11 protein-coding genes and 2 pseudogenes are annotated in these 17,701 nt (G+C 70.6%); 9 read left to right on the forward strand and 4 right to left on the reverse strand.

Annotated elements, in window-relative coordinates:
• Positions 1-47 precede the first annotated feature (47 nt).
• The 4 genes from D7Y15_RS35945 to D7Y15_RS35960 all read left to right on the forward strand — a co-directional run bounded on the left by D7Y15_RS35945 (position 48) and on the right by D7Y15_RS35960 (position 6,255).
• On the forward strand, positions 48-3,089 hold the full coding sequence (locus D7Y15_RS35945; protein WP_121755421.1) for a DUF4175 family protein: 3,042 nt from the start codon (positions 48-50) through the stop codon (positions 3,087-3,089).
• 8 nt (positions 3,090-3,097) lie between these two features.
• Positions 3,098-4,858: a tetratricopeptide repeat protein gene (locus D7Y15_RS35950; protein ID WP_121755422.1), complete on the forward strand. Its 1,761-nt coding sequence runs from the start codon at positions 3,098-3,100 to the stop codon at positions 4,856-4,858.
• 334 nt (positions 4,859-5,192) lie between these two features.
• Positions 5,193-5,897, forward strand: a complete 705-nt coding sequence (locus D7Y15_RS35955; protein ID WP_121755415.1) for a DUF4142 domain-containing protein — start codon at positions 5,193-5,195, stop codon at positions 5,895-5,897.
• A gap of 79 nt (positions 5,898-5,976) precedes the next feature.
• Positions 5,977-6,255: a hypothetical protein gene (locus tag D7Y15_RS35960; protein ID WP_120598838.1), complete on the forward strand. Its 279-nt coding sequence runs from the start codon at positions 5,977-5,979 to the stop codon at positions 6,253-6,255.
• A 56-nt stretch (positions 6,256-6,311) separates the two neighbouring features.
• Here the strand turns inward: D7Y15_RS35960 and D7Y15_RS35965 are convergent, their stop codons facing one another.
• Positions 6,312-8,342: a S9 family peptidase gene (locus D7Y15_RS35965; protein WP_121755416.1), complete on the reverse strand. Its 2,031-nt coding sequence runs from the start codon at positions 8,340-8,342 to the stop codon at positions 6,312-6,314.
• Positions 8,343-8,524: 182 nt separating this feature from the next.
• Here D7Y15_RS35965 and D7Y15_RS35970 point away from each other — a divergent pair.
• Positions 8,525-9,088 (forward strand): annotated as a pseudogene (locus tag D7Y15_RS35970) (DsbA family protein); the annotation flags it as partial.
• 4 nt (positions 9,089-9,092) lie between these two features.
• Here D7Y15_RS35970 and fliB read toward each other — a convergent pair.
• Both fliB and D7Y15_RS35980 read right to left on the reverse strand, forming a co-directional pair.
• Positions 9,093-10,454 carry a flagellin lysine-N-methylase gene (gene fliB, locus D7Y15_RS35975; RefSeq protein WP_121755417.1) on the reverse strand — a complete coding sequence of 454 codons (1,362 nt, stop codon included), beginning with the start codon at positions 10,452-10,454 and terminating at the stop codon, positions 9,093-9,095.
• Between the two features lie 9 nt (positions 10,455-10,463).
• The gene (locus D7Y15_RS35980; protein ID WP_199746023.1) at positions 10,464-14,264 is read right to left on the reverse strand and encodes a TIGR02266 family protein; all 3,801 of its coding nucleotides are present in this window, start codon (positions 14,262-14,264) and stop codon (positions 10,464-10,466) included.
• Between the two features lie 179 nt (positions 14,265-14,443).
• On the opposite strand from D7Y15_RS35980, the gene D7Y15_RS35990 reads away from it, so the two are divergent.
• The 3 genes from D7Y15_RS35990 (at position 14,444) to D7Y15_RS36000 (ending at position 16,434) form a co-directional block, all read left to right on the forward strand.
• Positions 14,444-15,589, forward strand: a complete 1,146-nt coding sequence (locus D7Y15_RS35990) for a hypothetical protein (protein ID WP_121755418.1) — start codon at positions 14,444-14,446, stop codon at positions 15,587-15,589.
• Positions 15,590-15,722: 133 nt separating this feature from the next.
• Positions 15,723-16,025: a type II toxin-antitoxin system Phd/YefM family antitoxin gene (locus D7Y15_RS35995; protein ID WP_158629186.1), complete on the forward strand. Its 303-nt coding sequence runs from the start codon at positions 15,723-15,725 to the stop codon at positions 16,023-16,025.
• Positions 16,018-16,434, forward strand: a complete 417-nt coding sequence (locus D7Y15_RS36000) for a type II toxin-antitoxin system VapC family toxin (RefSeq protein ID WP_158629187.1) — start codon at positions 16,018-16,020, stop codon at positions 16,432-16,434. Before D7Y15_RS35995 ends, D7Y15_RS36000 begins: the two co-directional genes overlap by 8 nt.
• A 25-nt stretch (positions 16,435-16,459) precedes the next feature.
• Here the strand turns inward: D7Y15_RS36000 and D7Y15_RS36005 are convergent, their stop codons facing one another.
• Positions 16,460-17,380 (reverse strand): hypothetical protein, encoded by a 921-nt coding sequence (locus tag D7Y15_RS36005; RefSeq protein ID WP_199746024.1) that lies wholly within the window; start codon positions 17,378-17,380, stop codon positions 16,460-16,462.
• A 132-nt stretch (positions 17,381-17,512) separates the two neighbouring features.
• Between D7Y15_RS36005 and D7Y15_RS46070 the strand changes: the two are divergent.
• Positions 17,513-17,701, forward strand: a pseudogene (locus D7Y15_RS46070) (hypothetical protein); the annotation flags it as partial.

Genomic DNA, 17,701 nt, shown 5'->3' on the forward strand with positions numbered 1-17,701 from the left:
CTCCGGCCCCGCCTCCCCAGGCCCGGCGTGAAGCGCGCTCCGGAGGCGTGGCGGAGCTGCTCGCCCAGGTGCGCGCCCGCCAGCGCCGCCAGCTCTGGGCCCAGGGCCTGCTGCTGGGCGCCGTCGCGGCCCTCGTGCTCCTGTTCGCCACGGGCCTCCTGGGACGGGCGGCGCCGTGGCTTGCCCAGGGGCTCATGTGGATCGCCCTGCCCGTGGGCGCGGCGGTGGTTTACGTCTTCGGCGTCGTGCTCGCGCACCGGCAGGTGGGCGACGACGCGCGCACCGCCCGGCTCGTGGGCCAGCGCCGCCCGGAGCTGTCGCTGGATGTGCTCGCCGCGGTGGAGCTGTCGCGCGAGCGCCGTGAGGAGGCCGGCTGGTCCCCCCAGCTCGCGGACGCGTTCCTGAGGCAGATGGACGAGCGCGCCCGCACGGTGGACCCCGGGCTCGTGGTGGACCGCCAGCCGCTGCGCCGCGTGGCCATGGCGTGCGGCGGCGTGGTGCTGGCGCTCGCGGTGCTGATGTTCTTCGTGGGCGGCCGGTGGGTCGCGGGCTGGAAGCACCTGCGCGAGCAGGCCTCGCGTCCGGAGACCGCCGCGCAGGCGGAGCCCATCACCGGCGACATCGAGCTGACCTACCGCTACCCCGCGTACACCGGCCTCGCGCCGCGCACCGTGCCCGGCACCAACGGCGAGGTCAGCGCACCCGCCGGCACCGAGGTCGTGCTGAAGACGCGCTCGGACCGCCCCATCGAGCGCGCGGAGGTCGTCGTCAACAACCAGGTGCTGCCCCTCACCGTCACCGGCGGCCGCGAACTCACCGGCAGCTTCGTCGCGAAGCAGGGCGGCCACTACCACTTCGTCTTCTATGCCTCGCGCGCGAAGCCGCTCGCGGTGGGCCCGGACATCCCCCTCACCGTGGAGGCGGACAAGTCACCCCAGGTGACGCTGCTCACGCCGTCCACGGAGATTGAAGTCGACCCCGGCCAGACGGTGACGCTCAAGTACGAGGCCACCGACGACTACGGCATGTCCGGCCTGGCGCTGGTGTACCGCATGCCCGGCGCGAAGCAGGAGACGCGCGTGAACCTGCCGCGCGAGGACAGCCGCCGCAGCCGGGGCACCTTCAACTGGGACCTGGGCCCGCTCAAGCCCGCCCCCGGCGACCGCATCACCTACTACGTGGAGGCGAAGGACAACGACGCGGTGGAGGGCCCCAAGAAGGGCGTCAGCCGCACGCAGACCCTGCGCGTCTACAGCGCCGCCGAGCACCGCCGCGCCGCCCTGGAGAAGGCCGAAGTCCTGTGGGGCCGCCTCGTGGACCACCTGGCGGACCGCCTGGAGGGGCCCGACCGCGCGAAGCAGAAGGACGCGACCGCGGTGGAGACCGCGAAGTCCGTGGACACCAGTGGCCAGCAGCTCGCGGACGACTTCCGCGCTCAAGGCGCCGAGCTGTCGCGGGAGAAGGACGTGCCCAAGGAAATTGTCTCCGCGCTCCTGAACATTGGAGGGGAGCTCAAGCGCAGCGTGGGCACCACCTCCGACTTCCGCCGCCTGTACCTGCGCACCCAGCGCGCGCGCGGCGAGGACTGGGGCACCGGCACCCGGCTCACCGCCGTGGTGGAGGACGAAATCGAGGGTCTGGAGCGCGACATCCTCTACCTGGAGTCGCTGCTGGACCGGCAGAAGCTGGAGGCGCTCCAGGAGCTGACGAAGCAGCTGGCCAACGAGCGCCGCGACCTGTCGCGCCTCATCGAACAGTTCAAGGCCAACCCGGACGAGGCCGCGCGCGAGCAGGTGATGCAGCAGATCCAACAGCTCAAGTCGCGCATCCAGGAGCTGATGCAGCGCATGGCCGAGCTGCGCAAGGGCATCCGCGACGAGCACCTCAACGCGGAGGCGCTGTCGGAGATGATGCAGCAGGAGGACATGCAGGGCGCCATGGATGAAGTCGAGCGCCTGATGCAGGAGGGCAAGTCGGACGAGGCCCTGGCGAAGCTCCAGGAGCTGGGCATGCAGATGGACGAGATGCTCGAGTCCATGGACAAGTCCCAGGAGGACTTCGGCGCGGAGCAGTACCCGGAGCTGGCGGAGAAGTTCGGCAAGTTCATGGACGACCTGCAGGGCACCATGAGCGAGCAGCAGAAGGTCGCCGAGCAGACGCGCGCCCTGCGCGACCAGGCCCGCGGGCAGAACCGCGACCGGCTTAAAGAAAAGGGCCAGGCCCTCAAGGACGAGCTGAACCGCAAGCTGAAGCAGGTGCAGGAGGACTACCAGAAGCTCGATCCAGGCCGGCTCAACAGCCGCGCGGCCCGCCCGCTGGAAGAGGCCCAGTCCGAGCTGCGCAACGTGGAGAACGCGCTCAAGGTGGACGACTTCGACCTCGCCGCGGAGTCCGCCGCGCGCGCGGAGGACGCCGCGCGCCAGCTGTCCAGCATGGGCGAGCAGCAGCGCCAGCTGGATGAGATGTTCGGCAACCCGCCGGAGGTGCGTCAGCAGTCCGCGAAGCTCGCGGAGCAGCTCAAGAAGGACTCGCGCGACGTGTCGGACGTGAGCCAGCAGCTGCAGAACCTCTTCCCGCCGCCGGGCTCGCAGCTGTCGCCGCAGGAGAAGCAGCAGCTCCAGCAGCTGGGCCAGCGCCAGCAGCAGCTGGAGCAGCGCGCGCAGGGCCTGCGCCAGCAGATGGAGGACATGGAGCAGACGGCGCCGCTGTTCGGCGAAGAGGCCGGCCAGCAGATGGATGAGATTGGCCAGCGCATGGGCGAGGCGTCCCAGCGCATGCAGGGCAAGGACCCCGGCCGCGGCTACGGCGAGCAGCAGGCCGCCATGGAAGGCCTCAAGCGCTTCCAGCAGCAGATGCAGCAGAGCCAGCAGGGCCGCAAGGGCGGCCGCGGGCTGCCCATGCCCATGGGCTCCGGCCGCCGCCAGGAGGGCAACGGCCGCAACCCGCAGGACAAGGTGGAGCTGCCGGACGAGGACGCGTTCCAGGCGCCTCGCGAGTTCCGCAAGGACCTGCTGGACGCGATGAAGCAGGGCGCGCCGGAGAAGTACCGCGAACAGGTGAAGCGCTACTACGAGGAGCTGGTGAAGTGAGCCGCCGCATGCACGCGACCATCTCGGGCCTGGGCGTCCTGTGCGCCCTCCTCCTCGCCGTCCCCACGGCCTTCGCGCAGCCGCCCGACGCAGCCCTCAAGGAAGAGGTGAAGCAGCGGCTGGGCAAGGTGGAGCAGTCGCTGGATGACTGGGACGTGGGAAGCGCCCGCCGCGAGCTGGCCGAGGTCGAGAAGCGCGTACCCTCCGAGCTGGAGCCCCTGAAGTACTTCCAGGGGCGCGTGGCCTTCGAGGAGGGCCAGTACGACGACGCGGTGACGCTGCTGGAAGGCGCCAACATCGAGGACAAGCCGGGCAGCTACCTGCGGCTCGCCAAGGACACGCGCACCATCGTCAAGGACCACCAGCGCGCGGAGAGCGAGCACTTCATCTTCTTCTACCCGAAGGGCAAGGAGGAGATCCTGGTGCCCTACGCGCTGGAGACGCTGGAGGCCATCCACCGGGCGCTCGCGGAGGACCTGGGCTGGACGCCGCCGGGCAAGGTGCGCGTGGAGGTGGTGAACAACGCGCGCGAGCTGTCCCGCGTCAGCACGCTGACGGAGAAGCAGATCCGCACCACGGGCACCATCGCCATCTGCAAGTTCAACAAGCTGATGGTCACGAGCCCCAAGGCCGTGGCGCAGGGCTACGACTGGCAGGACACGCTGGCGCACGAGTACGTGCACCTGGTGGTCAGCCAGATGTCCCACAACACCGTGCCCATCTGGCTGCACGAAGGCCTGGCCAAGTTCCTGGAGTCGCGCTGGCGCGGCAAGGGCGGCCTGGCCATGACGCCGTCCACGCAGGCGCTCCTGGGCAAGCGCGTGAAGGAGGACAAGCTCATCCCCTTCGAGAAGATGCACCCCTCCATCGCCATGCTGCCCACGGCGGAGGACGCGGCCACCGCGTTCGCGGAGGTGTTCTACGCCATCGACTACATCCACGGCACCAAGGGCACCGCGGGCCTGCGCGCCCTCTTGCAGGAGCTGAAGGCGGGCCAGCCGGACAAGAAGGCGGTGGAGGTGGCGACGGGCATGCCCTTCCCCCTCTTCGAGAAGACCTGGCTGTCCTACGTGAAGAAGCAGCCCTTCCCCCAGGAGCTGGTGCCGCGCGACGACCGCGTGGTGCTCAAGGAGGACGCCAAGGGCGCTCAGAAGGACAGCGAGAAGAAGGGGCGTGAAATCTCCTTCGGCGGCTTCTCCGAGGTGACCGAAGTGCCCGCTCGCAAGTTCGCGCACCTGGGTGAGGTGCTGCGCGAGCGCAACCGCGTGAAGGCCGCCGCGGAGGAGTACTCGCGGGCGCACAAGCTGGTGGGCGACAAGTACGAGTCGGTGTCCAACAAGTTCGCGCTCGCGCTGCTGGAGCTGCGCCGGCTGGATGAGGCGGAGTCCGTGCTGCGCGGCTCGCTGCGGATGCACCCGGGCTCGCCCTCCACCAACGTGCACCTGGGCCGCATCCTGCTGTTCCGCAAGGACTACCCGAAGGCGAAGACGGCGTACCTGGAGGCGCTGGCGTCGGATCCGTTCGACCCGGAAATCCATGTGGCCCTCACGCGCATCCACGGCGCGCTGGGGGAGACGGCGCTCGCGGCGCGCACGCGCGGGGCCGCCGCCAATCTCACGGGCCTCAAGCCCGACGACGTGGACCGCGCCGCCCAGGCCTTCCTGCGCGCCGAGGACGAGCTGTCCGAGACGAAGAACGTCCCCGCCGGTACTCCCGACGCCCCGAAGCCGAAGGCCGCTCCGAAGCCGGCGCCGCAGCCCGCGAAGTAGCCCTCCTCCCCGGCGGCCAGCCAGCCGGGGCCCTGCCTCCGTTCTCTTCCCTCCCTCGCGGGATGCCTGGCTTTCCGGGCACGAGGAGGACGGGATGGCGTTCCCGGACAGCCGTGTGGTGGTGAACGTCCGCGCCCGCTCCCGGGGGCAGTGGTGCTGTCCACTGCCGCACCGGGTCCGGGACGCAACGTGAATTGGCACACGTCCGTCCTCCCACCCGCTGGGTTCGCTGTCGCGCCCTGCTCCAACGTGCGCCGCGCGGATCCGGAAGTGTGTCCGGTCCACCGGCCTTGACCCGCCTCACATCCGAGGCCCTGAAAAGGAGCAGCACCCAATGAAGCGCACCCTGCATGGAGTCACCCTCGCCGCGGTCCTCTTCACCGGCGGCGTCTCGCTGGCCCAGAGCGCCACATCCGCCAACCCGCCAGTCGGAGAGAAGACGCCCACCGTCGCCAAGGGCACGGTGGAGTTCAAGGGCTTCATCGTCCCCGCGGATCCAAAGGCCTTCCTGGAGCGCCTGCACTACATCAACCAGTCGGAGATCAAGCAGGCGAAGCTCGCGCAGCAGAACTCGCAGAACCCGGACGTGCAGACCTACGCCAAGGCCATGGTCGACGCGCACACGACCGCTGACCAGAAGGTCATGGACTATGCGAAGTCGCAGAACATGAAGCTGGCGGAGATGCCCAAGGCCACCAACGACATGGAGAAGAAGGCCATGGCCGCGGACAAGGCGGACATGGAGAAGCTCCAGGCGCTGAAGGGCGCGCCGTTCGACTCGACGTACATGGCCGGACAGGTTGGCGCGCATGACGCCGCCATCGGCAAGGTGATGGCCGCCCAGCAGGGCATGGGCGCCACGGGCGAGCTGGCCACGCTGCTCACGAACCTCACCCAGGAACTGCCCCGGCACCGCGACATGGCCTACCAGACGCTGGGCAAGCTGGACGACGCCATGGGCGTGGGCGGCGCCGGCACGCAGGGCGGCACCATGGAGCACGGATCCATGGACCATGGCGGTGCGACGAAGACGAAGTAATGCAGCAGCGGTGAAGTGCGCGGCGCCTCCCTTGAAGTGCATTCACGGGAGGCGTCATCCGCGTGCATAGTGCCGGGCCATGTCCCGACTGATTGCCCTGGCCTCCTGTGTCTCCGTGCTGCTCCTCACCGGCTGCTCCAACGACGCCGACGCCATCTGCGACTACCGCAAGCAGTGCTTCGACTCCGACCTGGACACTGGCAAGTGCGCCGAGAAGGTTGGCGCCTGGGAGGAAGAGAAGGAGAGCGAGCAGGACAAACGCCGCGAGCGCACCGCGGAGTGCTCGCAGTGCATCTCCGACCGCACCTGCGCGGAGGTCATCGCCAGCTGCATCGACGACTGCTTCGGCATCCCCTGAAACCTGCATGAAGCCCTGGGGCGCAACGCCCCAGGGCTCACTTTCCGCCGGGCGCGCTACTTGCGCGTCCAGCGGTCCAGCCAGCCCAGCACCTCGTCGTGCCACTGGATGCTGTTCTGCGGCTTGAGCACCCAGTGGTTCTCGTCCGGGAAGTAGAGGAAGCGGGACGGGATGCCGCGGCGCTGGAGCGCGGTGAAGGTGGCGATGCCTTGCGTATCCACCACGCGGTAGTCCTTGCCGCCGTGGATGACGAGCATGGGCGTCTTCCACTTCGCCACCTGGTTCACCGGGTTGAACTTCTCGTACGACTCCGGCTTCTCCCAGGGCAGCGCCTTGTGCTCCCACTCGGGGAACCACAGCTCCTCGGTGTCGTAGTAGGCGGCGCGCTCGTCGAAGATGCCGTCGTGGTTCACGAGGCACTGGAAGCCGTCCGCCCAGTTACCGGCGATCCAGTTGATCATGTACCCGCCGTAGCTGCCGCCCAACGCGCACCGCTTCGTCTTGTGGATGAAGGAGTACTTCTGGAGCGCGGCGTTCAGGCCCTTCTGCAGGTCCTCCAGCGGCTTGCCGCCCCAGTCCCCGGAGATGGAGTCCGTGAAGGCCTGGCCGTAGCCGGTGGAGCCGTGGAAGTCGATCATCACCGCCACGTAGCCGCGGCCCGCGTACACCTGCGGGTTCCACCGGTAATGGAAGTGGTTGCCGAAGCTGCCCTGCGGTCCGCCGTGGATGAGGAAGGCCAGCGGGTACTGGCGCTTCGGGTCGAAGTCCACGGGCTTCACCACGTAGCCGTGCACCGTCTCGTTGTTCCAGCCCGGGAAGTTGAACTGCTCGAAGGCGCCGAACTTCAGGCCCGCGAGCGCGTCCTTGTTCACCTGGGTGAGCTGCCGCGTGCCGGTGCCGTCCGCCTTCACCGCGTACAGGTCCGCCGGCGAGTCCAGGTCATCCATCGCGTAGACGACCTGGCCGTCCGCCGCGGGCTGGGCGCCGTCCGCGTTGCCGCCCTGGGTGAGGCTGCGCGCCTTGCCAGTGGCCACGTCCAGGGCGAACACGGTGTTCTGCCCCACGTCGTTGGCGGTGGTGAAGAGCGTGGCGCCGTCCTTGCTCCACGCGAGCGAGCCAGCCGAGCGGTCCCAGTCCTGGGTCAGCACGCGCTCCTGGCCGCCCGGCCACGTGCGCAGGATGACTCGGAAGCGGTCGGCCTCGAAGCCGGGGCGGGACATGGCCACGTACGCGAGCGTCTTGCCGTCCGGGCTGAACACGGGGCTGGTGTCCGTGGCGCGGTTCTTCTCCGTGAGCTTGCGCGGCTTCGTCTTTCCGTCGACGGGCGCGAGGAACAGGTCCAGGTCGGTGGACCACGACTCGGTGGGGCCCACGTCGCGCGCGGCGAAGACGAGGCTCTTGCCGTCCGGGGTGAAGGTGAACTCCTCCGCGCCACCGAAGGGCTTGCTGGGCGCGTCCGCGTCCATGCCCTTCATCACGTCCACGGCCGTGCCGCCGGCCACGGGGACGACGAACAGGTGCGAACGCGTGCCGTCCTTCCAGGTGTCCCAGTGACGGGCGAAGAGCTGATCATACGCGCGGCCGGTGGTCTTCTTCTTGGAGGCCTCCGCGGCGCGCTGGGTGTTGCACGCGAGGTCCGCGCAGTCAGGGCGCGCGTCCAGCGCCACCGCGAGCTGCTGGCCGTCACGCGACAGCACGAAGCTGTTCACGTCCAGCGGCAGCTTCGTGACCGGAAGCGGTTCGCCGCCATCCAACGGCAGGCGCCACACCTGTGACGAGCCGCCGCGCGACGACAGGAAGAAGAGGCTCTTGCCGTCCGGAGCCCAGACGGGGTCGGTGTCGCTGTCAGGGTGGGAGGTGAGCTGGCGCGGCGCGGAGCCGTCCAGGTTGGCGAGCCACAGGTCGGTGCGGCCGCGGTTCGCCTCCATATCGGTGGAGCGCAGGACGTAGGCGACCTGACGGCCGTCGGGCGAGACGCGCGGGCTGCTGAGCCGGCGCAGCGTGACCAGGTCCTGTTGATTGAACGGATGAGGCGCGGGCGCGGGGTTGGCGCCGAGCGCCAGGGCCGCGAGGAGCGACAGGGGCACGGAAGGTTCCTCCGGAGAAATGGAACCCGGACCGTGCCTTCGGGAGGGCGGACTGTCCACCGATGGATGCGGGCCCCGGTGGAAGGGGTGGAAGGCCCTGACGCACGGTGCTAGAGATTCAGCCCATGAGCGCACCCATCGTTGTCCACATCTGGTCCGACTTCGTTTGACCCTGGTGTTACGTCGGCCTCGGTGAGGTCGAGAAGCTGAAGAAGGAATACGACGTCCAGGTGGAGTGGCACCCCTACTTCCTGCGCCCGGAGACGCCTCCGGAAGGGCTGCCGTTGCCCGACTACGTGCGCCAGGGGATGAAGGATCCCAACAACCCGCTGAAGCTCCGAGCCGCGAAGGCCGGGCTGACGATGGTGCAGCGGGACATCATCCCGTCCACGCGCCGAGCGCACGAGGCGGCGGAGTACGCGCGAGCCCAAGGCAGGCTGGAGCCCTTCCAGGCCGCCATCCTGCGGCGCTACTGGAGTGAAGGGCAGGACCTCTGGCAGTGGGACACGCTGCGGGCCGCGGGCGTGGAGGCCGGGTTGGATCCGGACGAACTCCAGCGCGCGGTGGAGGAAGGCCGCTACCGGCAGGTGGTGGAGGAGTCCGTGCGCGAGGCCCAGGAGATGGGCATCCGCGCGGTGCCGACCTTCATCCTGGGGGAGAAGGTGGCCATCCAGGGCGCGCACGAGTACCCGTCATTCCAGCGGGCCATGCAGCAGCTGGGCGCGAAGCCGAAGCAGCAGGGCTGAGGAGCTACAGGCCCTTCACCAGGATGAGCAGCCGCGCGAAGGTCTCCGGACCTTCGCCGGCCAGCCCCTTGGCGAAGTCCAGGAACGAGGGCGCCTGCTCCACGTGCTTGGCGACGACCTGGAACGCCTCCACGGCGGCGGCGTCCAGCGCGGCCACGGGCGTGCCGGGAGCCTCCAGCAGCGCCACCACGGCCGGGTGCCCGAGCAGTACCCAACGCACCACGGAGGCGCGCAGCACGAGCAGGAACACGGCGTTCAGGAGGCTCTCGGCCTCGGTGAACGGGTGGCGCAGGACGTGGTTGAGCGCGTGGTGCAGGAAGTACTGGTGCACGCGCTCGCCGTGCAGGGACTCCAGGGCGGAGCGCCGGGCGGCATGGAGTTCCCACGCCGGGTCTGGATGCGTGTCCGCGCCACCGTAGGACGCGCGCACGGCGCTCATGAGCGAGAGGAAGCGCGGGCTGCTCACGGCAGCCTCACGTGAACGGAGCACGGCGCCGCAGATGCCGGCCCACGGGCCTCCGGGCAACTCCAGCGCTTCGAGCTGCGCGCGCAAGGACGCGAGGGTGTCCGTGGATTCGTACTCGCGCAGGACACGCGCGAGCCGCGCTTCGGCCGCTTCCGCGCGGGTCTCGCTCGCATCCGGTGCGGAGTCCGTCATGGGCCCGCGCACCTCGGGCTCGGAGGCGTCGCTCGCGCTGGGATGCCGCGATTCCTCGCCTGCCGCTGAAGCGAACGCCGTGGTCCCCGGGAAGTAGAAGTCGCCCAGGTCCAGCGCCATGCGGCCCAGCGCGTACAGCCTCGCGGCGAACGGGACTTCGCGCCGCTGTAGGAGCCGCAGCATCGCTTCGCGCACGGTGTCCGCGTGGGCCGTCCACGCGTCGTCTCCGGCCGCCACCTGCCGCGCGACCTGCGGACGCAGGGCCTGTTCCTCGGGCACGGGCTCGCGCACCAGCGCGTCCTCGGCCAGCAGACACAGGCGCGCCGTCTCCGGACACGCGAGCGACCCGGCCATCTCCACCTGCGCGCCCCAGCGCGTGAGCACTCGCGGGAAGACCGAGCAGCCGTCCGGCAACACTGCTTCACCGTAGCGGCGCTGGAGCGAGCACAGCTTCGCCTCATCCAGGAAGGCGCAGTGCCCGTCCGCGCGCTTGCCCAGGATGCCTGCCTGCTGGCCCGTGGCGCCGTCCGGATTTGGCTTGATCAGCGCCGCGACGCGCGCCTCGTCAGGTGTGCCCGCGACCTTCTGGCGCAGCAGGCTCCAGCGCGACTCGCTGATGGGCACGGTGAGCCCCGCGCAGCAGGTGTCCTCGCACGCTTCCGCGATGCAACGGAAGCGCGCCATGTAGCGGGGGGCCGAGGCGGTCATGGAGCCAGTCTACTTGCGGCCCAGCGCCTTCTTCACGAACCCCCAGAAGCGGCCCGCGCGATCCTTGAGGTCCGCGCCCCGGCGCTCCTCGGCGGCGCTCACCGCCTCCTTGCTCACCTGGAGCTGCTTCTGGAGTTCCTCCGGCGAGTAGCGCGTGGCGAGCGTCGCCTTCACTTCCTTGCGCGTCGAGTACTCACGCGCCTCCACGTGCAGCACGCATTCGGAGTCGAGCTTGAGCGTGACGGCGACGCGCACGGAGCCCTTGGGGCCTTTTGGAAGACCTTCCATGCGCACGGTGCCCAGGTACTCGTTGGCGGAGATGTGGTTGTCCTCGCCCTGGAAGACGGACAGCTCCATCCGCTCCTCGTTGTCCTGCGACGTGCTGATGGCGAACGAGCGCTGCGTGGGCAGCGGGCTGTTGCGCTCGATGACGCGCTTGAAGCCGCCGCCGGGCATGGCCACGCCAATCGTCATGGGCAGCACGTCGATGAGCACCACGCTGCTCACCTTGTCCACCGAGCCCGAGTACAGCGCCGCGCCCAGCGCCACGGCCTCGTCCGCGTTGACGCTCGCCTGCGCGTTCTTGCTGAAGAGGCCCTTGAGCTTGTCGCGCACCAGCGGCATGCGGCTCATGCCGCCCACCAGGATGATGTCGTCCACCTCCGAGGCCTTCAGCTTGGAGTCCAGGAGCACGTCGCGCACCACGTCGATGGTGCGGTTGAGCAACGGGTCGCAGATCATCTCCAGGTCCTGGCGCGACATCGTCACGCGCAGGTCCCGGGGACGGCCCGCGTCGTCCATCATCAACATGGGGATGTGGACCTCGAAGGTGCTGCGCTCGGACAGCGCCATCTTCGCGCGCTCGGCGGCGTCGCCCACGCGCGACAGGGCGATGCCGTCCCCGTTGAACGCGATGCCTTCCTTCTCCTGGAAGCGCTCCAGGAGGAAGTCGACGATGAGGTTGTCGAAGTCGATACCGCCCAGGAAGATGTCGCCGCCGGTGCCCAGCACCTCGAAGACGTTCTTCTCGATGCGCAGGATGGTCGCGTCGAAGGTGCCGCCGCCCAGGTCGTAGACGAGCACCTTCTTGTTGAGCTCGCGGTTGAGGCCGTACGCGAGCGCCGCGGACGTGGGCTCGTTGAGGATGCGCTCCACCTTGAGGCCGGCCATCGCGCCTGCCTTGCGGACCGCTTCACGCTGGGGCTCGGAGTAGTAGGCCGGCACCGTCACCACGGCGCGCTCCACCTTCTGGTTGAGGTGGGTTTCAGCCATCTCCTTGCACTCGCGCAGGATGATGCCCTGCACCTCTTCCAGCGACAGCACGTCGGTGCCCAGGCGCACGGCGGCGCGGCCGGCGGCATCCGGAGTGATTTCGTAGTGGAAGCGCTCGCGAACCTGCTTCACCACGGCGCTGTCGTAGGGACGGCCCACCAGGCGCTTCGCGCCGTAGATGGTGTGCGTGGGCCGCAGGACGAGCTGGTTCTTCGCGCGGTGGCTGACGAGCAGCTTGTTCTGCGCGCTCAGCGAGATGACGGACGGGATGGTGTTGTAGCCCTCGCGCGAGCGCAGCACGACGGGCCGGCCGTTGGACAGGAGCGCCACGCAGGAGTTGGTGGTGCCCAGGTCGATGCCGATGACCGGCCCCGTACCGGCGATTGTCTGCGGCGGCGTGAGGTAGATGGGACGCACCTGCCCATTGGCGTCCAGGGGAGGCGGCGCGGAGGCCACCGGCGCGGCGGCGGGCGCGAGCGTCGCGGGGGCCACCGGAGCAGCGGGCACGGGCGGGGCCTGACGCACGGAGGGAGGAAGCGTGCTCGGTGGCGGCTGCGGCGGAGGAGCCATGGGCCGCGCGGCGGGACGGCCCGCCGAGGACACGGGCTCGCGCGCCAGTTCCAGCGGCCCGTCGTCGTCGATGGACAGGTCCAGGTCGAACTCGGCGCTGCCGCCGGACGGACGCGGCGCGGGAGGCTGCTGCGGGACAGCGCGGCCCCAGGACGACGCAGGCTCCTGGGAGAGGTCGGGAGCGCGGCCCGCGGCGGAACCGGGCTCGCGGCCCAGGCCGGGCGCCGCGGGACGGTTGGCGAAGGAGCCGGGCTCCAACGGCAGCTCACCCGGAGCGCGCGCCGCGGGACGTCCCGCCACGGATCCAGGCTCGCGTCCCAGGCCCGGGGCACGGCCCGCCGCGGATCCAGGTTCCAGTCCCAGACCCGGCACGGAGGGACGTCCGGCTGCGGATCCGGGCTCACGCCCCAGGCCCGGCGCGGCGGCGCGGCCCGCGACGGATCCAGGCTCGCGGCCCAGTCCCGGCGCGGCTGCACGGCCGGCGGCGGAGCCAGGCTCAAGTCCCAGACCCGGCGCCGCGGGACGACCTCCAGAAGAGCGAGGCTCAAGTCCCAGGCCCGGCACGGCGGCACGGCCAGCGGCGGATCCAGGCTCGCGCCCCAGCCCCGGTGCACGGCCGGCGGCGGATCCAGGTTCGCGCCCCAGCCCCGGTGCACGGCCGGCGGCGGATCCAGGTTCGCGCCCCAGTCCCGGCGCACGTCCCGCTGCGGATCCAGGCTCACGCCCCAGACCCGGCGCTGCGGCACGGCCGGGTGAGGACGCGGGCTCACGCCCCAACGGCCGCTGACGGCCCGGTGAGGACGTGGGTTCACGCGCCAGCTCCAGCGGAGCCTCGTCGTCCAGGGATGACAGGTCGAAGTCGAACTCGGCGCTGCCGCCAGAGGGCTTGGCGGGAGCCACCGGCGGCACGATCGGCATCGCCGCAGGCGGCGGGGCCGCGCGCTGCACAGGCGGTGGAGTCACCGGCGCGGCGCGAGGCGGCGGCGCGGGGGCAACATCCGAGAAATCCAACTCGAACCCACCCGCGTCGCCCGCGGCCGAAGCCGCGTCGTCCTCCACGGAGAGCCCCACTTCGATGGGCACCTCTTCCAGCGGCTCGCCCATGGCGATGGGCTCATCCACGACCGGAACCTCGAACTCGAAGTCGAGCCCCGGCAGCGGCTCGTCGCCTCCCGACAACACGCCCTGCACGGTGGGCGGAGGCGTTCCCGCGATGAGCTCGTCCAGCGGGATGTCCACGTCGTTCGCGGAGTCCGCCTGCGCCAGCCCCATGTCCTCGTCCGGACCGCCCAACGAGAACGGCTCGTCCGCGCCGCCCAGCGACAGCGGCTCGTCCGCGGCGGGAGCGGGACTGGAGGACGGAGCATCCAGATCATCGAACAGCGAATCGAGCGCGGCACCACCCGCGGCCGGCTGCGCGGGACGCGTGGGCGGTGCAACGGCGGCGGGGCGCGCGGGGACGGCGGCGGGCCGGGGCGCGGCGGCAACTGGCGGCACGGCCACGGGCGGACTCACCGGCGCGATGCCCGGCGCGGTCAACGGCGCGATTCCTGGCGCGGCCAACGGCGCGATGCCCGGCGCCACGACCGGAGCAATGGACGGCAGCGGCGCGGCGGCGGGCACGGCACCGCCGCCCGGCTTGCGCTGGAGCATCAGATCCACAAGCGCGCGGCTCGCGGTATCCAGCTCCTGGAACTGCAACCCCATTCCCGGAGGCCCCGCGGGGTCGTTCACATCGCGCACCCAGCGCACGGTCGCGGTGCCCTGGAGCACGCGCACGCCGTTGGCGATCTGCACCTCGAAGCGCACGGGCGTGCCCACCGGCTGCGGCGTGCGCGAGCGGATGAACATGCCCCCGGGGCTGATGTTGGTGGCGAACTCCTCGGTGAAGCTCCCCACGCTCTCATGCTTGAGCTTCACCAACAGACCGACCGACTTGCGGTCCGAGGTACGCCGACCTTGATCCATGGTTCAGCACTGTCGCGTCCGGGGGCCATTCCCTCAAGGGGGTTCTGGCCCCCTGCCCGTCCGGCCGGTGCCCGTTCGAGACCTTCAGGTGCGCATCTGACTTACCTGTATGTCCCCGCTATCCTGGGACTTCGTTTCCCGCAGGAAGAGGTCCGGGACCGCCGGACGGGAGTCCTCCGATGAACGCGGTTCCCCATTTCGCCCCGGTTCCCCTGCAAGCGCGGTGGTTGGTGGACCGACGGCACGACCTGCTCTCCACGGTCGGGGGACTGGGCGCGAGCCTGGCGCTGATGGCGTTGCACGTGCTGGGGGGCGTGAGCGGGCCGCCGCTGTGGTGGGCATGGGTGCTGCTGTTGGATGGGCCGCACCTGTTCGCGACGGTGTCGCGCACGTACCTGGACGCTCGGGAGCGGAAGGCGCGAGCCCGGCTGCTCTGGGGCAGCCTGGCGTGGTTCGCGGCGGGGCCGGCGGTGTTCACGGCGTCGGTGCTGTCCGGCCAGCGCTGGCCGTTCGCGGTGTTCGTGACGCTGGCGGCGCTATGGGCGTACTGGCACGTGGTGCGGCAGCACTACGGCATCATGGTGCTCTACCAGCGCAAGGCCGGGGAGCGAGACGCGTGGGACCGGCGGCTGGACAGCGTGACCCTGTACGTGGGGTTGCTCGCGCCGTTCGTGGCGTTCGCGCTGACGCATCCGGGGGCGCGACGCCGGTTGGGGCTGATGGCGGAGCCGACCTGGGAGGTCGGAGTGGCGCACGCGTGCTTCGCGTTGGTGCTCGCGGTGGTGGGGGTGCTGGCGGCGAGGCAGGTGTGGCGGTGGCGCCAGGGGCTGGGGGTGAACGGGCCGAAGCTGCTGATGCTCGGCGCGGCGCTGGGGCTGACGTCGCTGGTGTTCTGGCCGACGGTGTCGCGGCGGATGGACTTCCTGATGTTCACCGTGGCGGTGACGGCGTTCCACAACGTGCAGTACCACGGCATCGTCTGGTTCTTTCACCGCAACCGCTACCACTCGGAAGGCGTGGACCGAGCCGCGTTCGGTTGGGCGCCGAAGGTGAGCCAGCGCTTCATCATCTACGCGCTCTGCGGGCTCGCGTTCACGCTGGCGTACCGGACGCTGGGCTGCGGCATGGGCGTGCACCCGGGCTGCGGCGCGTTCGACGCGAAGGTGGCGATGGGAGGCAGCGGGCTCACGCTGCGAGATTTGATGGAAGGCTTCATCTGGGGCTTCGCGCTGCACCACTACTTCCTGGACCAGTACATCTGGCGCGTGCGCAAGGACGCGGGGCTGAACCAGGACCTCAAGCTCAACACCGAGGCGGCTGCATGACGCCCGAGCCAGAGGGTGTCGGACCTGTGCCTATTATCCGCACACCATGGCCAGCAAACATCGACGACGGACACCTCCTCGTCCCGCGACCGCGCGTCGCGCCGCCACAGCAACGCCCACGTGGCCCCTGCCCATGCAGCGCATCCCGCTCAGCGAGGCGCGCAGCCATCTCAGCGCGCTCGTGAAGCAGGCGGCCACTCAGCGGCATGTCACCGCCATCACAGTGCACGATGAGTTGAAGGCATTCCTCATCGCGCCCTCGCGATTGGAGGCCCTACTGGAAGCGGAGCGAAAGGGACGCCCCGCTCAGAAGCGGAAGACGAAGCTTCGCGGCTCCTTGCGCATCACGGGTGAACTGGAAGGCCTCGAAGAGAGTCCCAGCCAACGACTCCAGCGCTCGGCGCTGGCCTCCGCGGAGGTGCTGGAGCTTGAGTGAAGGCTACGTGCTCGACACGAATGCCCTGCTCTTCTACGCGGGCGACCAGTTCCAGAAGCTCGGGCCCACGGCGAAGCGCGCGTTCTCCGCCTTCGAGCACCGGCGCGGCTATCTGGTGGTGCCCGCGCCCGTCGTGCTGGAGACGTGGTTGCTCGCCCAGGGCGGGAAGCTGCGTTTCCCCACCACGCTGGACGCTTGGTGGGCGGACATCGACTGTCCGGAGCTGGTCCACGACCCCATGAGCGAAGGGGATGTCCGGGAGGCAGCCCGGCTCGACTGGGAGCATCGGGACCACTTCGACCGGCTCATCGTGGCGGCGGCCCGCAGACTCGGACTGCCGCTCGTCACCCGCGACCGCGCCATCTCCGACTGGGCGCAGGGCACCGGAGGCATCGAGGTCGCGTGGTAGCGCGGCCCCGACGCCTCCGTCCGAATTACGGCGTCACGAGCCGCAGGAACGCATCCTGGTTCCACGTGTCGCCCGCGCCGTCGCGCTGCCAGCCGGACACCACCAGCCCGGACTCCGGCGCCGCCACCAGCGTCGTCGCCGCCAGCGAGCACGTGCCGCTCTCACACGCCTCCGGCGCCAGCGACTTCGTGCCCAGCAGCGCGCCGTCCGCCGCGTAGCGCGTCACCGTGTTGCCGCACGCCGTGGCCACCGGGCCCGCGGGCTCCACCGCCGCCACCGTGCCCACCGACGTCGCGCCGCACGTGGGCTGCTTCACCCAGCGCTCCTGCCCGTCCGCCGTCGCCGTCAGCACGAACGGGCCGCCCTCATCCAGCGCCACGCCGTTCCACACCAGCAGGCCCACCGACTCGCCGGCCACCGCCACCGTGCCGTCCGCGCCCACCGACACGGAGCCCACGCGCCCGTTCACTCCCGGCACCTCGCGGCCCCACGCCAGCGCTCCGTCCGCGCCGAACGCCAGCACCACGAAGCCGCCCGTGCCCCGCGCGTCGAACGTGCGCCCGTCCACCGTCACCGGGCCCACCAGCCGCCCGGCCACCACCGACGTGCCCGTCCCCGACAGCGCCACCGCCGACAGCAGCGTGCCCTCCCTCGCGCCGTCGAACGTCTTCGTCCAGCTCGCCGTGCCGTCCGCCGCGTAGCGCACCAGCTGGGGCGTGTGGGCCTCCGTCGTCCACTCCTCGCCCAGGGCCACGACCCCGCCCGCCGCGTCCGCCGCCACCGCGTAGACCTTCTGCCCCACGCGGCGCTGCCACTCGGGCTCGCCCGCCTGCGTGAACTTCACCAGGAAGCCGTCCTGCGCCTCGCCCAGCCCGAAGTCCGCTGAGTACAGGAACGCGTTTCCGGACAGGAACACCGCGCCGTCAGTGCCCGTGGAGCCCGCCACGCGCAGGTCCGACAGGCGGTTGCGCTCGAACTCCTTCGCCCACTGCTTCGTCCCGTCCGCCGAATAGCGGGACTCCTCGGGCTGGGAAGCACTGCGTGTGGCGGTGGTGCTCCGGCGGACGAAACTGGGGATGTGACTGGCGGTACGGAAGCCCAGGGAACCGTCCCCGCGCCGGCCCCGGAGACGGCTGCTCCCTCGCCCGGGACCCAGGCACCCACGCAGGCGCCCTCTGCCGAGACTCCGGCGCCCGCGGCCCCGGCGGCGAGCCCCTGGTCGCTCAAGCAGGGCGGTCCGCAGGACGACACGGGCGCGGGGCTGGCG

Origin of the sequence: Corallococcus sp. AB030 (assembly GCF_003668965.1) — a bacterium.
GTDB classification, from domain to species: Bacteria; Myxococcota; Myxococcia; order Myxococcales; family Myxococcaceae; genus Corallococcus; species Corallococcus exiguus.